Source organism: Burkholderia sp. AU45274 (assembly GCF_030482505.1).
GTDB lineage: Bacteria > Pseudomonadota > Gammaproteobacteria > Burkholderiales > Burkholderiaceae > Burkholderia.
The window spans coordinates 48,103-62,346 of the sequence record NZ_JAUJQE010000018.1 but is presented as its reverse complement, the minus strand read 5'-3'; the positions used below and the strand labels follow the sequence as shown (position 1 = coordinate 62,346).

The window sequence follows — 14,244 nt, the reverse complement described above, 5'->3', positions numbered from 1 at the left end:
CGGGCGGCGCCGGCAGTCAGCCGTTCGGCTAGCGCGTGGTGGCGCGTGCGGTGCGCGAGCCGCGCGGCTTGAAGAGCTTGACGGTGCGCACGGCCTGATCGTCGCTGCGCATCACCTCGAGCATGACGTCGCCGATTTTCAGGCACACGTCGTCTTCCGGAATTTCCTCGAGGATTTCGAGCACCAGGCCGTTCAGCGTCTTCGGCCCGTCAGTCGGCAGCTTCAGGTGCAGCCAGCGATTCAGTTCGCGCAGCGGCATGCTCGCCGAGACGATGCATTCGCCGTTCTCGTCCCAGCCGCCCTTGCGTTCGCTGCGCGGCATCGACGTCGTGAATTCGCCGATCAGCTCCTCGATGATGTCTTCGGGCGTGACGAGCCCTTCGAGCTCGCCGTACTCGTTGACGACGAGCGCGGTCCGCTGCCGGGTTTCCTGGAAAAACTGGAGCTGCTGGACCACCGGTGTGCCGGACGGCACGTAGTACGGCTCGGCGAGCAGCGCGCGTAGCGTCTCGCGGTCGAATTCCTGGTTGTGCAGCGCGGTCAGCGTCTTGCGGACGTGCAACACGCCGAGCACCTTGTCGATGTCGCCTTCGTAGACGACGAGCCGGTTGTGATAGCAGGTTTCGAGCTGGTGCAGGACGTCGTCGAGCGGCGCGTAGAAATTGAGCGACTCGATCTGGCGGCGCGGCACCATCACGTCGTCGACCGTGATGTTCTCGAGGTCGAACAGGTTGAGCAGGATGCTGCGGTGCTTGGTCGGCATGAAACTGCTCGACTCGAGCACGATGGCCCGCAGCTCGTCGGCCGACATTCTCTGGTCGCGACCCTTCTTCGTGTTGATGCGCAGCACCCACAGCACGCCGTTCGCGAGGGCGTTGACGAACCACACGACGGGCTTGAACACGCGCATCAGCGGCGCGATCACGAGGCTCGCGGGCAGCGCGATGCGTTCGGGGAACGTCGCACCGACGATCTTCGGCGCGATTTCGGCGAACACGATGATCAGGAACGCGACGATGCCGGTCGCGATCGACAGCGCGAGGTTGTTGCGGCCGAACGTATGCAGCGCGAGCGACGTCGTCAGGACTGGGATGATCGTGTTGAACAGGTTGTTGCCGATCAGGATCACGCTGAGCAGCAGGTCAGTGCGCGTGAGCAGGCCTTGCGTGGTTTTCGCGCCGAGTGCGCCCTGGCTGGCGAGATGCTTCAGCCGATGGCGATTGAGCGCCATCATCGCGGTCTCGGAAATCGAAAAGAAGCTGGAACAGAGGAGAAGCAGGAAGACGGCGCCGATTTGCGCCCATAAGGGAATTTGGTCCACGCGTTGGAAGGGCAGTGAAGGACTGGGATGGAAGGAATATAGCAGAGGCCGGCGACCGCGATGTGTCGTGCGCGACACAAGGGGCCTGCGGCGGCCGGGTAAAAAAAAACCGTGCACGAGGTGCACGGTTTTTTACAAATCTGGTCGGGGTGAGAGGATTCGAACCTCCGGCCTCTACGTCCCGAACGTAGCGCTCTACCAGGCTAAGCTACACCCCGATTTTTGCTCTTCCGACTTCGCCCTCTTCGTTAAGAATCGCTGCGTCGTCACAAGCAAGAACGTAACTATAACGATGTTTTTTCTAAAAGGGAATACTTTGATGAAGAAAATTTTCGAGACAAGGCATCGCTTCGCGTTCGCGGCGTGTTTACGATTGCCGCGACGTCGAGTATGAGCACAACCCGAGCAGGCTTTCCTTATAGATCGAGTCCGGGAACGCGGCGATCGCTGCTGCTGCCGCCTGCGCTTCCTGGCGTGCGCATTCGAGCGTGTGATCCAGTGCGCCCGAGCGCGTGATTGCTTCGAAGATCGTGTCGAAGCGATCGGTGCCGCCCTGTTCGATCGCCTCGCGTGCGAGTGCCGACTGTTCGGGCGTGCCGCGTTCGATCAGATAGATGAGCGGCAGCGTCGGCTTGCCTTCGCGCAGGTCGTCGCCGGCATTCTTGCCCATCGCCTCGGCCGTGCCCGCATAGTCGAGCCAGTCGTCCATGATCTGGAACGCGGTGCCGATCCGGCGGCCGTATTCGGCGGCGGCGGCCTCGGTCGGCGCATCGGCGCCGGCGAGCACCGCGCCCAGACGTGCCGAGGCCTCGAACAGCTTGGCCGTCTTGTAACGGATCACCTGCATGTAGCGCGTTTCGTCGACGTCCGCGTCGTGCATGTTGAGGAGCTGCAGCACCTCGCCTTCGGAAATGATCGTCGTCGCTTCCGACAGGATCTCCATCACGCGCATCTTGCCGACACCGACCATCATCTCGAACGAGCGCGAATAGAGGTAGTCGCCTACCAGCACGCTCGCCGCGTTGCCGAACAGCGCATTGGCGGTCTGGCGGCCGCGGCGCAGCTCGGATTCATCGACGACGTCGTCATGCAGCAGCGTGGCCGTGTGGATGAACTCGACGACGGCGGCCAGCACGTGCCGCTGGTGCGACGTCTCGCCGAGCGCGCCGGCGACGAGCAGCAGCAATGCCGGACGCAGCCGCTTGCCGCCCGCGCCGATGATGTACTCGGCGATCTGGTTGATCAGCAGCACATCGGACGCGAGGCTTTGCCGGATAACGCGATTCACCTGCTCCATGTCAGTGGTGATCGGAGCGAGCAGATGGGCGGCGCTGAGGGTGGGGGAGGCGGTGGACGACGACATGATGATGGAATTGGGTGATGCCGCGGATTATAAGTCGAATCCGCGATATGCCGGTCTGTCAGACGTACCAGCGGCGTGATTTTGGCCGTCCGGTAGAGGCCCGCGCGCGGCAATCGTCAATCGGCTTTGACTTGGGTGCTAACCCCATGTATAATCACGTGTTTTCCGCGCGTGGTGTGCGGAAAAATTGGATCCAGAGTGAGGTTCTCAATGTACGCGGTCATAAAAACCGGCGGCAAGCAGTACAAGGTTGCCGTTGGCGAAAAACTCAAAGTAGAACAGATACCGGCTGACATTGACGCTGAAATCACGCTCGACCAGGTTCTCGCAGTGGGCGAAGGCGAATCGATTAAGTTCGGTACGCCGCTGGTCAGTGGGGCTTCCGTCAAGGCCACCGTTGTGTCGCACGGTCGTCATGCCAAGGTCACCATCTTCAAGATGCGTCGCCGGAAGCACTACCAAAAGCACGGCGGCCACCGCCAGAACTACACTGAGCTGCGCATCGACGCGATCAACGCGTAAGCGCCTCGGTAAAGGAGCAATCAGATGGCACACAAAAAGGCAGGCGGCTCTTCCCGGAACGGCCGCGACTCCGAGTCGAAACGTCTCGGCGTGAAAGTGTACGGCGGCCAGGCAATCAATGCCGGCGGCATCATCGTGCGTCAGCGCGGTACGCGCATGCACGCAGGCGAGAACGTCGGCATGGGCAAGGATCACACCCTGTTCGCGCTGGTCGACGGTCACGTCAAGTTCGCGACGAAGGGCGCGGACAAGAAGCATCTGGTCATCGTTGTCCCGGCGGCTGCCTAAGTTCAGGCACCCACGGGCTTCGTAGCCGAAAGGCCCCGCAGTCTTCGCGGGGCCTTTTTTTATTTGGCCGCCGGGCGCGTGTGCGTTCGGGCGGCCATCGCGCAACCGGCGTACGATCGGCCGAACGGCAGATTGTTCAAGCGCGCCGGCGCGCGGCACAATAGCGGAAATACTGGGCGGAGTGACGAATGAAGTTCATTGACGAAGCACGAATCGAAGTCATCGCCGGAGACGGAGGCGATGGCAGTGCGTCGATGCGCCGCGAGAAATTCGTCCCGTTCGGCGGGCCGGACGGCGGCGACGGCGGCCGGGGCGGTAGCGTATACGCGATCGCCGACCGCAACATCAACACGCTGATCGACTACCGTTACGCGAAGAAGCACCTGGCGCGCAACGGCGAAAACGGGCGTGGATCGGATTGCTACGGCAAGGGCGGCGACGATGTCACGCTGCGCATGCCGGTCGGCACGATCATCAGCGACATGGATACCGGCGAGCTGATCGCCGACCTGACCGAGCACGACCAGCAGGTCATGCTTGCGCAGGGCGGCGCCGGCGGGCTCGGCAACCTGCATTTCAAGTCGAGCACGAACCGCGCGCCGCGCCAGAAGACGGACGGCAAGCCCGGCGAGCGTCGCATGCTGAAGCTCGAGCTGAAGGTGCTCGCCGATGTCGGCCTGCTCGGCATGCCGAACGCAGGCAAGTCGACGTTCATCTCGTCGGTGTCGAACGCGCGGCCGAAGATTGCCGACTACCCGTTCACGACGCTTGCGCCGAATCTCGGCGTGGTGCGCGTCGGCCCGAGCAAGAGCTTCGTGATCGCCGACATCCCGGGGCTGATCGAGGGCGCCGCCGAAGGCGCGGGCCTCGGCCATCAGTTCCTGCGCCACCTGCAGCGCACCGGCGTGCTGCTGCATCTGGTCGATCTCGCGCCGTTCGACGAAAGCGTCGATCCGGTGGCGGAAGCGACGGCGATCGTCGGCGAGCTGCGCAAGTACGATGAGGCGCTCTACGAGAAGCCGCGCTGGCTCGTGCTCAACAAGCTCGACATGGTGCCGGAAGACGAGCGCAAGGCACGGGTCGCGGATTTCCTCGAGCGCTTCGAGTGGGACGGCCCCGTGTTCGAGATCTCGGCACTGACCGGTCAGGGTTGTGAAGCGCTGTGCTACGCGATCTACGACTACCTCTCCGAACATTCGGACGCGCATCGCGCCGCGGAGGCGGAAGATCTCGCGGCAGACGTGCGTTTCCGCGACGCACCGCCTGCCAAGGGCGATGCAGCGCCGGGCGACGACGCCTGAGCGATTCCGGAACGCGCCGGGCGTGCCGCCCGGCGCCGGCGTTCAATTGCGCCCGGTCGGAAAGGCAGCAGATACAGGAGACAGTGCAGGATGCGTTCGATCATCGCGGATTCGAAGCGATTGGTGGTGAAGGTGGGCTCCAGCCTCGTGACCAACGACGGCAAGGGGCTCGATCATGCGGCAATCGGCCGTTGGGCGGCCCAGATCGCCGCACTGCGCGCGCAGGGCAAGGAAGTCGTGCTCGTCAGTTCGGGCGCGATTGCCGAAGGGATGCAGCGGCTCGGCTGGAGCAAGCGACCGCGGGAAATCGACGAGTTGCAGGCTGCCGCCGCCGTCGGCCAGATGGGGCTCGCGCAGGTCTATGAAAGCCGCTTCACCGAGCACGACATCCGCACCGCGCAGATCCTGCTGACGCATGCCGACCTGGCGGATCGCGAGCGTTACCTGAATGCGCGTTCGACGATGCTGACGCTGCTGCGGCTTGGCGTCGTGCCGATCATCAACGAGAACGACACGGTCGTCACCGACGAAATCAAGTTCGGCGACAACGATACGCTCGGCGCGCTCGTTGCAAACCTGATCGAAGGCGATGCGCTGATCATCCTGACCGACCAGTCGGGGCTGTTCACGGCCGATCCGCGCAAGGACCCGAACGCGACGCTCGTTGCGGAAGCCAATGCAGGCGCGCCGGAACTCGAGGCGATGGCCGGCGGCGCGGGCTCCAGCCTTGGCCGCGGCGGGATGCTGACGAAGATCCTCGCGGCGAAGCGCGCGGCGCACAGCGGCGCGAACACCGTGATCGCGAGCGGCCGGGAGGCCGACGTGCTCGTGCGTCTGGCGGCCGGTGAGGCGATCGGCACGCAACTGATCGCACGTACCGCGCGGATGGCGGCGCGCAAGCAGTGGATGGCCGACCATCTTCAGGTGCGCGGCCATGTCGTGATCGACGCAGGCGCGGTCGAGAAGCTGACGGCCGGCGGCAAGAGCCTGCTGCCGATCGGCGTGATCGACGTGCAGGGCGCGTTCGCGCGCGGTGAAGTCATCGCGTGTGTCGGCCCCGACGGGCGCGAGGTGGCGCGTGGGCTCACGAACTACAGCAGTGCGGAGACGAAACTGATTCACCGCAAGCCGAGCGGCGAGATCGAATCCGTGCTCGGCTACATGCTGGAGCCCGAATTGATCCATCGCGACAACCTGGTGCTGGTGTGACCATTCGAGCAGGTTCCGGCCGCCAAACGAAAAAGCCCGCGTGATGCGGGCTTTTTTCTTGCGGCGAACAGGGGCGCGGCGGGCGCCGCACGCCGTCAGCGCAACTGGCTCATCGCGGTGCGGTGAAACCGGATGTTCTCCAGGATCTGCTGGGTCGAGCCCTGCGGCATCTTGTTCGCGCAGAAGTAGTCCTGATAGAGCGCCGAATGGTAGGCATTCAGTTCGCCGTTCTCGATGCGCCGCCAGTCGTTTTCGACGGTGCGATCCCAGCCGTCGTGTTCCGAATTCAGGCCGGCATACTGGCGCCATTCGTAGGTGTCGCAGCGGATGCCTTCGTAGTTCACGTTGCGCGCGCCGGCCGGGCTCGTGATGACGACCGCGTAGCGCACGACGCCATCGGTGCCGACCGCCAGCGACTTCGCATCGACGAAGAACTTGAGCGGCGTGTTCTGCGATACGTTGAACGGCAGCAGGTCGCCCGTCTGCGGCAGCGGCGGCAGCGAGTCGACCGTGTTTTCCTTCCACGTGCCCTGGCGGTCCAGCAGATACACGAACTCGCTGTCATCCTTGTTGGTGGGCGTCTTCGAATTCGCGCAACCTGCCAGCGTGGCCACCGCGGCAATCGATGCGAGCGCGAGAGCAATCGCTTTCAATATGCATTCCTCGTAAAAAAAGGGCGCGACACCAAGGTCGCGCCCGGTCATGCAGTTCGATTCGTCATTTGCCGACGATCACGTGGGGCGGCATCTCGTCGAGCGTGCCCGCTTCCACTTCGATCTCCGAACAGACTACCGATGTGTCGACAATCGTCAGCGTCTGCTGGGCCTCTACGCCAATGACGCGCGGATAGCGCGACAGACGCGGCCCACGCGGCTTCTCGGCTCGCTGCGCCGGGCGGCGCAGGAAGCGCGACAGTTCCGTCAGCGCCAACTGATAGACATCCCGCTTGAACTCGATCACCGCATCGAGCGGCACCCAGTACTCGTTCCAGCGCCACGCATCGAACTCCGGGTGGTCGGTCGCGCGCAAGCAAATGTCGCAATCGCGTCCAACCATCCGCAGCAGGAACCAGATCTGCTTCTGGCCGCGGTAATGACCGCGTACTTCGCGTTTAATGAACTTGTCAGGCACCTCATAACGCAACCAGTCGCGTGTGCGGCCGATTATCTTGACGTGTTCCGGGTGCAGGCCCGTTTCCTCGTGCAGTTCCCGGTACATCGCCTGCATGGGGGTCTCGCCGTACTTGATCCCACCTTGAGGAAACTGCCAGGAATGCTCGCGGAGCCGCTTGCCCCAAAACACCTCGTTGCGCGCGTTCAAGAGGATGATGCCGACGTTCGGGCGAAAGCCTTCACGATCCAGCATACAACCACCTTCGAATCCTTTAAAATTGCTTTGATTATAAACAGATAACGGGCGCTGCGCACCGTGACGGAGCGAATCCGCGCGGGGCACACCGGCTGAATTGTCCCTGATTAGTCTGCTACGTCATCTGCGCCATCGCCGTTCGTCGCGCGCAGCTTTTTCACCTTGAAACTTTTTCGGGCGCCCCGCCTGGGGGCGCCGTTTTTGGAACCGTCCGCATGAAAGCTTCCCGTTTCTTTATCGGCACCCTGAAAGAAGCACCCGCCGACGCAGAGATCGTCAGCCACAAGCTGATGGTGCGCGCCGGCATGATCCGTCGCGTCGCCGGCGGCATCTATAACTACCTGCCGGTCGGCTTGCGTTCGATTCGCAAGGTCGAGGCAATCGTGCGCGAGGAAATGAACCGGGCGGGCGCCATCGAGCTGCTGATGCCGGCCGTGCAACCCGCCGAACTGTGGCAGGAATCGGGCCGCTGGGAGCAGTACGGTCCCGAGCTGCTGCGCTTCAAGGACCGCAAGGACAACGACTTCGTGATCGGGCCGACGCACGAGGAAGTCATCACCGACATCGCGCGCAACCAGATCAAGAGCTACCGGCAGATGCCGGTGAACTTCTACCAGATCCAGACGAAGTTCCGCGACGAGATCCGTCCGCGCTTCGGCGTGATGCGCGGCCGCGAATTCATCATGAAGGACGCATACTCGTTCGACAAGGACGCGGCCGGCCTGAACGAGTCGTATCGCAAGATGTACGACGCGTACGTGCGCATCTTCACGCGTCTCGGCCTCGAGTTCCGTGCGGTCGCGGCCGACAGCGGCTCGATCGGCGGTAACTTCTCGCACGAATTCCACGTGATTGCCGACACCGGTGAAGACGCGATCGCGTACTGCCCGACGTCCGAGTTCGCGGCGAACATCGAGGCGGCCGAAGCGTTGCCGCTGATCGCCGAACGCGCGGCGCCGGCCGAAGCGATGGAGAAGGTCGCGACGCCCGGCAAGGCGAAGTGCGAAGCCGTCGCCGAGCTGCTGGCCATCCCGCTCGAGCGCACGATCAAGTCGATCGTGCTCGCGACCGACAACGAAGGCGCCGAGCCGACCATCTGGCTCGTGATGCTGCGCGGCGATCACGACCTGAACGAGATCAAGGTGTCGAAGCTGTCGGGCCTGAAGAACCACCGCTTCGCGACCGAGCAGGAAATCGTCGAGTGGTTCGGCACGCCGCCGGGCTATCTCGGCCCGGTCGGCACGAAGAAACCCGTGAAGGTGATCGCGGACCGCACGGTCGCGAACATGAGCGACTTCGTCGTCGGCGCGAACGAGGTCGACTACCACATCGCTGGCGTGAACTGGGGCCGCGACCTGCCCGAGCCGGACGTCGCCGACGTGCGTAACGTGAAGAAGGGCGACCCGTCGCCGGACGGCAAGGGTGTGATCGACATCTGCCGCGGCATCGAGGTCGGCCACGTGTTCCAGCTCGGCACCAAGTATTCGGAAGCGATGGGTGCGACGTTCCTCGACGAGTCGGGCAAGCCGCAGCCGATGCTGATGGGCTGCTACGGCGTCGGCGTCACGCGCATTCTCGGCGCGGCGATCGAACAGAACTTCGACGACCGCGGCATCATCTGGCCCGAGTCGATTGCACCGTTCGAAGTCGTGCTGTGCCCGATGGGCTATGACCGCAGCGACATGGTGCGCGAGACCGCCGACAAGCTGTACGCGGAACTCGTCGCAGCCGGCATCGACGTGATCCTCGACGATCGCGGCGAGCGCCCGGGCGTGATGTTCGCCGACTGGGAGCTGGTCGGCGTGCCGCATCGCCTCGTGATTGGCGAGCGCGGCCTGAAGGAAGGCAAGATCGAGTATCAGGGCCGCCGCGACGCCGAAGCGACGCTGCTGCCGGCCGACACGGCTGCGGCGACGGTCGCGGAGAAGATCCGCGCCGCGCTCGCGCGCTAAGCGCACCGACCGGGGAACGCGGTGGAATACACCTTCCTGTCGGCCACCGTGCTCCTGGTGCTGATCACCGATCCGCTCGGCAACATCCCGCTGTTCATTTCGGCGATGCGGGATGTGCCGCGCGAGCGGCGCGTGAAGCTGATCCTGCGTGAAGTGGGGATCGCGTTCGTGATCCTGCTGTTCTTCATGCTGGTCGGTGATCGTTTCCTGCGGATGATGAGCCTCACCGACCTGTCGCTGCGGCTCGGCGGCGGGATCGTGCTGTTCCTGATCGCGCTGCGGATGATCTTCCCGCATCCGGACGGCGCGCTCGGCAACGATCCGCGTGCGGGCGGCGAGCCGTTCATCGTGCCGCTCGCGATTCCGGCGCTCGCCGGGCCGTCCGCGCTCGCGACGGTGATGCTGCTGACGTCGCAGGGACCCGGCAAGATGCTCGAGTGGGTCGGCGCGCTGACGGTCACGATGATCGTCTGCGCGGTGACGCTGGTGCTGGCCGAGCGGATCCAGCAATGGATCGGCGAGCGGACCGTCGCGGCGTTCGAGCGCCTGATGGGCCTCGTGCTCGTCGCGATTTCGGTCGAGATGATGCTGGGCGGCGTCCGCGCGTTCGTGCACCAGCTGTAGGGCGGGGCGGGGCACACCCAAGACGCCAAAAAAAGCGGCGCGCCGGGAAACCGGAGCGCCGCTTTCTATTTATATAGTGCGGAGCGGGGCGCTCAGACGTTCGTGGTCAGCGCACGGATCGTCGGCAGGTTGCGCCAGTAGCCCTTCGCATCCATCCCGCAGCCGAACACGTAGCGGTCCGGTACCGCGAAGCCGCAGAAGTCGGGGTGCAGCGGCTTCGCCTTCGCGAGCGTCTTCTCGCACAGCACGGCCGACATGAAGCGCTTGGCGCCCATGTCGAGAATGCGGTCGCGGATCGCGGCCATCGTCTCGCCTTCGTCGAGGATGTCATCGAGCACGAGCACGATCCGGTCTTTCACCGATTCGCGCGGCGCGACGCGCCAGTGCATTTCCGGGCTGCCCTGCGTCGTGTTGCGGTAGCGGGTCAGGTGGATGTAGTCGAATTCCAGCGGGAAATCGAGATGCGGCAGCAGCATCCCGGTAAACACCGCGGCGCCGCCCATCACCGAGAGAACGAGCGGGAACGCGTCGCCGATCTCGGCGCGGATCGCGTCGGCCATCTTGGAGATCGACGCGTTGACGGCGTCCGCCGAGACGATCTCTTCGGAGTGGTTGAAAATGTGGAGGGCTTCTTCGCGGTTCATGTGTTCTGGCGGGCAGTCGGTATACAAATAAGAATGAAGCAGAACGGCCGCCGCGCGCTACAGCAAAAACCCGCGCGCCGGCCGATGGGCGGAATCAGCGCATGCCGGGCATCATGCCCTTCAGGCCGCGCATCATCTTCTGCATGTTGCCGCCCTTCAGCTTCTTCATCATCGTACGCATCTGGTCGTACTGGTTCAGCATCCGGTTGACTTCCTGCACCGGCACGCCCGCGCCGGCAGCAATGCGGCGCTTGCGCGTCGCCTTGATGATCTCGGGTTTCGCGCGCTCGGCCGGCGTCATCGAGCTGATGATGCCTTCCATCCGGCGGATCGACTTCTCGGCCTGGCCCATGTCGGCGCCGGCGGCCGCCTGCTGGAACTGCGCAGGGAGTTTATCCATCAGCGACGACAGGCCGCCCATGTTCTTCATCTGCGAGATCTGCGCGCGGAAATCGTTCAGGTCGAAGTCGCCGCCTTTCTTGACCTTGTCGGCGAGCTTCTGCGCGGCCTGCACGTCGACGCCGCGCTGCGCCTCCTCGACGAGCGCGAGGATGTCGCCCATGCCGAGGATCCGGTTCGCCATCCGGTCGGGGTGGAACACCTCGAGGCCGTCGAGCTTCTCCGCGACACCGACGAACTTGATCGGCTTGCCCGTGACGTGACGCACCGACAGCGCGGCGCCGCCGCGCGAGTCGCCGTCGAGCTTGGTCAGCACGACGCCGGTGAGCGGCAGCGTGTCGTTGAACGCCTTCGCGGTGTTGACCGCGTCCTGGCCGAGCATCGCGTCGACGACGAACAGTGTTTCGGCCGGCTTCAGCGTGCCGTGCAGCGCGGCGATTTCCTGCATCATCGCCTCGTCGATGCCGAGGCGGCCGGCCGTGTCGACGATCAGCACGTCATGGTAGTGGCGCTTTGCCCAATCGACGGCCGCAATCGCGATGTCGACGGGCTTCTGGTCCGGCGTGGACGGGAAGAAGTCGGCGCCGACCTGTTCGCTCACCGTTTTCAGCTGCATGATTGCGGCCGGGCGATACACGTCGCACGACACGGTCAGCACCTTCTTCTTGTACTTCTCGCGCAGCAGCTTCGCGAGCTTGCCGGCGGTCGTGGTCTTGCCCGCGCCTTGCAGGCCGGCCATCAGGATCACGGCGGGCGGCGTGACCGCGAGGTTCAGCTCGGCGGCCTTGCCTTCGTAGTCGCCGCCGATCACGGCGGTCAGTTCCTTCTGGACCACGCCGACCAGCGCCTGACCCGGCGACAGGCTGCTGATCACTTCTTCGCCGAGCGCCTTTTCCTTGACCTTGGCGATGAATTCGCGGACGACCGGCAGCGAAACGTCGGCCTCCAGCAGGGCGAGACGCACCTCGCGGAGCATCTCCTGCGTGTTCGCCTCGGTAAGCCGGGCCTCGCCGCGCAGCGTCTTGACGACGCGCGCCATCCGTTGAGTGAGATTGTCGAGCATGGGGAGCGATGGACAGTGGGGCCCGAAGGCGCGGCGGAACCGAACAAAGGGAGCCGTCGCGGGAAGGGGGCCTAGTGTAAACTTCGAACATGGATATTGTACTGTATGCCCTCACCGCATTCCTGTACGGCGGCCTCGCCGTCGCAGGCTGGCGCACGCACCGCCAGGGCGCGACGCCGCTCGTCGCGAGCGTGCCGGCCGTGCCGGTTCCCGCGTCCGCTGCGTCCGGGATGAGCGGGGCCGGCCGCGCGCTGCTGTTCGCCGCGCTGGTCGCGCACGGCGTGCTGCTCCACATGACGATCTTTCCGAACGACGCAATGGTGTTCGGCTTCGCGTTCGCGCTGTCCGCGATGTTCTGGCTCGGCGCCGGCATCTACTGGATCGAGAGCTTCTTCTTCCCGCTCGACAGCCTGCGCCTGCTGGTACTGCCGCTCGCGTGTGGCGCGTCGCTGCTGCCGCTCGTGTTCGGTGGCGTGCGGGTGCTTCCTTATGCCGCAGCGCCGTTGTTCAAGCTGCATTTCCTGATCGCGAACATCGCATACGGCCTGTTCGCGATCGCGGCGCTGCACGCGATCCTGATGCTGATGGTCGAGCGGCGCCTGCAGTCGCTGCGGAGCGGCGGGCGCGACGGCTCGACGGGCTGGATCGCGAGCTGGCTCGAGACGCTGCCGCCGCTGCTCACGCTCGAGAAGCTGCTGTTCCGCCTGATCGGCGCCGGCTTCGTGCTGCTCACGCTGACGCTCGCGTCGGGCATCCTGTTCAGCGAGCAGGTCGACGCGCGCGCGCTGCGGCTCGACCACAAGACGGTATTCGCGATCCTGTCGTGGCTGATGTTCGGCGGCCTGCTGGTCGCCCGCAAGACGTCGGGCTGGCGTGGCCGTGGTGCCGCGCGCTGGGTGCTCGTGTCGTTCGCCGCGCTGCTGCTCGCGTATGTCGGCAGCCGGTTCGTTTTCGAGGTGCTGCTGCACCGTTCCGTGGTTTGAACGCAGGTTTCCGATGCGACAGATTCTTCTCCTGATTCTTCTCTTCTTCGCGGGTTCGTGGATCGCGCGCAAGCTGCGCCAGGCCCAGGAGCACGCGCAGGCGCGCACCGGCCGCGGCGCCGGTTACGACGGCATGCCCGGCGCCGGCGCCGGCGGCGCGGGTTCGGGGCGCCCGAACGGCGATGCGCGGGCGCTGCCCGAGCCGATGGTGCGCTGCGCCGAATGCGGCGTGCATGCGCCGAAGGGCGACGCCGTCGCCGCGGGCGGTGAATACTTCTGCAGCGCCGAGCACGCGCAGCGCCACGCCGCGCGGTCGAGCGGTCGCGACGCACGATGAGCGACGCGCGGTTGCTGTCGGTCGACGCGCACGGCTGGGTGCGCGAAGCGCGCCATGCGCCGTCGCCGAACTTCGAGGTGCGGCCCGCGGGCGCGGTGCCGACGCTCGTGGTCGTCCACAACATCAGCCTGCCGCCCGGCGAATTCGGCGGTGACGCGATCGAGGCGCTGTTCCTGAATCGTCTCGACTGCGATGCGCACCCCTATTACCAGAGCCACCTGCGCGACGTGCGCGTGTCCGCGCACTTCCTGATCCGCCGCAACGGCGAACTCGTGCAGTTCGTGTCGTGCGACGAGCGTGCGTGGCATGCGGGCTCGTCCGAGTTCTTCGGCCGGGCGCGCTGCAATGACTTCTCGATCGGCGTCGAGCTCGAGGGCGCGGACGACGTGCCGTTCGACGACGCGCAGTATGCGATGCTCGCCGCGCTCTCCCGCGCGCTCGCGGCACGCTACCCGGTCGACGCATTCGCGGGGCACTCGGACGTCGCGCCGGGCCGCAAGACCGACCCGGGCCCACATTTCGATTGGCAACGCTTTGCGAGCGATGCCGGTTTTTCCGCCGAATACTTTCCTTTCCGTCAGCACTGATCGCAGGGTTTTTGAGGGCGCGAAATTTTTTTTTCCGACCAATGCCTTGTCGCGTCTGAGCCTGCGCGGGGTGGGGGTGATGTCAATACCTCCATCGCAAATTATCCATTTTGACGTCCTCCGAATGTCCACTATACTTGGTGCCGGTTGAGCAGTTCTGCACTAGATATAGTGTGTGTCGCAGGGGAAACCCGAGCGGCACCGGCCGGCGGGCAACGCCGGCGGACAGGGTTCTCAGGGCGGCGCGTCAGGCCGGGCGGTCCGGGCGTCGCGATCAGCGCAG

At 64.9% G+C, this 14,244-nt stretch carries 15 protein-coding genes and 1 tRNA gene; 9 read left to right on the top strand and 7 right to left on the bottom strand.

Annotated elements, in window-relative coordinates; all coding sequences use genetic code 11:
- Positions 1-28: 28 nt before the first annotated feature.
- The 3 genes from QZM35_RS35585 to QZM35_RS35575 all read right to left on the bottom strand — a co-directional run bounded on the left by QZM35_RS35585 (position 29) and on the right by QZM35_RS35575 (position 2,684).
- Positions 29-1,321 (bottom strand): HlyC/CorC family transporter, encoded by a 1,293-nt coding sequence (locus QZM35_RS35585; RefSeq protein WP_174976218.1) that lies wholly within the window; start codon positions 1,319-1,321, stop codon positions 29-31.
- A 141-nt stretch (positions 1,322-1,462) separates the two neighbouring features.
- A tRNA-Pro gene (locus QZM35_RS35580) sits at positions 1,463-1,539 on the bottom strand.
- Positions 1,540-1,688: 149 nt separating this feature from the next.
- A complete protein-coding gene (locus QZM35_RS35575; protein ID WP_089424435.1) occupies positions 1,689-2,684 on the bottom strand; it encodes a polyprenyl synthetase family protein in 996 nt (331 codons plus the stop codon).
- Positions 2,685-2,894: 210 nt separating this feature from the next.
- Here QZM35_RS35575 and rplU point away from each other — a divergent pair, with 210 nt between their 5' ends.
- The 4 genes from rplU (at position 2,895) to proB (ending at position 6,004) form a co-directional block, all read left to right on the top strand.
- Positions 2,895-3,206 (top strand): 50S ribosomal protein L21, encoded by a 312-nt coding sequence (gene rplU, locus QZM35_RS35570; protein WP_006025184.1) that lies wholly within the window; start codon positions 2,895-2,897, stop codon positions 3,204-3,206.
- 24 nt (positions 3,207-3,230) lie between these two features.
- Entirely contained in the window at positions 3,231-3,494 is a 264-nt protein-coding gene (rpmA, locus tag QZM35_RS35565) for a 50S ribosomal protein L27 (RefSeq protein WP_006476999.1), read from the top strand.
- A 188-nt stretch (positions 3,495-3,682) separates the two neighbouring features.
- Positions 3,683-4,795, top strand: a complete 1,113-nt coding sequence (gene obgE, locus QZM35_RS35560) for a GTPase ObgE (RefSeq protein WP_089424436.1) — start codon at positions 3,683-3,685, stop codon at positions 4,793-4,795.
- A 90-nt stretch (positions 4,796-4,885) separates the two neighbouring features.
- Entirely contained in the window at positions 4,886-6,004 is a 1,119-nt protein-coding gene (gene proB, locus QZM35_RS35555) for a glutamate 5-kinase (RefSeq protein WP_039353092.1), read from the top strand.
- 95 nt (positions 6,005-6,099) lie between these two features.
- Here the strand turns inward: proB and QZM35_RS35550 are convergent, their stop codons facing one another.
- Both QZM35_RS35550 and QZM35_RS35545 read right to left on the bottom strand, forming a co-directional pair.
- The gene (locus QZM35_RS35550; RefSeq protein WP_089424437.1) at positions 6,100-6,708 is read right to left on the bottom strand and encodes a CNP1-like family protein; all 609 of its coding nucleotides are present in this window, start codon (positions 6,706-6,708) and stop codon (positions 6,100-6,102) included.
- A gap of 13 nt (positions 6,709-6,721) precedes the next feature.
- Complete coding sequence (locus QZM35_RS35545; RefSeq protein ID WP_039353086.1) at positions 6,722-7,369, bottom strand: RNA pyrophosphohydrolase; 648 nt, start codon at positions 7,367-7,369, stop codon at positions 6,722-6,724.
- Between the two features lie 218 nt (positions 7,370-7,587).
- Here QZM35_RS35545 and QZM35_RS35540 point away from each other — a divergent pair, with 218 nt between their 5' ends.
- Positions 7,588-9,324: a proline--tRNA ligase gene (locus QZM35_RS35540; protein WP_089430576.1), complete on the top strand. Its 1,737-nt coding sequence runs from the start codon at positions 7,588-7,590 to the stop codon at positions 9,322-9,324.
- A gap of 21 nt (positions 9,325-9,345) precedes the next feature.
- On the top strand, positions 9,346-9,948 hold the full coding sequence (locus QZM35_RS35535; RefSeq protein WP_011350864.1) for a MarC family protein: 603 nt from the start codon (positions 9,346-9,348) through the stop codon (positions 9,946-9,948).
- 92 nt (positions 9,949-10,040) lie between these two features.
- Here QZM35_RS35535 and QZM35_RS35530 read toward each other — a convergent pair whose 3' ends face one another.
- Together QZM35_RS35530 and ffh are read right to left on the bottom strand one after the other, a co-directional pair.
- Entirely contained in the window at positions 10,041-10,592 is a 552-nt protein-coding gene (locus tag QZM35_RS35530) for a hypoxanthine-guanine phosphoribosyltransferase (RefSeq protein WP_089424439.1), read from the bottom strand.
- A 94-nt stretch (positions 10,593-10,686) separates the two neighbouring features.
- Positions 10,687-12,054, bottom strand: coding sequence for a signal recognition particle protein (gene ffh / locus QZM35_RS35525; protein ID WP_089424440.1), 1,368 nt, complete (start codon positions 12,052-12,054; stop codon positions 10,687-10,689).
- Positions 12,055-12,143: 89 nt separating this feature from the next.
- Here ffh and QZM35_RS35520 point away from each other — a divergent pair, with 89 nt between their 5' ends.
- The 3 genes from QZM35_RS35520 to ampD are packed head-to-tail and all read left to right on the top strand — an operon-like array spanning position 12,144 to position 13,961.
- Positions 12,144-13,037: an inner membrane protein YpjD gene (locus tag QZM35_RS35520; RefSeq protein ID WP_085042265.1), complete on the top strand. Its 894-nt coding sequence runs from the start codon at positions 12,144-12,146 to the stop codon at positions 13,035-13,037.
- 13 nt (positions 13,038-13,050) lie between these two features.
- The gene (locus tag QZM35_RS35515) at positions 13,051-13,374 is read left to right on the top strand and encodes a PP0621 family protein (RefSeq protein WP_301777658.1); all 324 of its coding nucleotides are present in this window, start codon (positions 13,051-13,053) and stop codon (positions 13,372-13,374) included.
- A complete protein-coding gene (ampD, locus tag QZM35_RS35510; protein WP_301777657.1) occupies positions 13,371-13,961 on the top strand; it encodes a 1,6-anhydro-N-acetylmuramyl-L-alanine amidase AmpD in 591 nt (196 codons plus the stop codon). The genes QZM35_RS35515 and ampD overlap by 4 nt, the downstream gene beginning before the upstream one ends.
- The last annotated feature ends 283 nt before the right edge of the window (positions 13,962-14,244 follow it).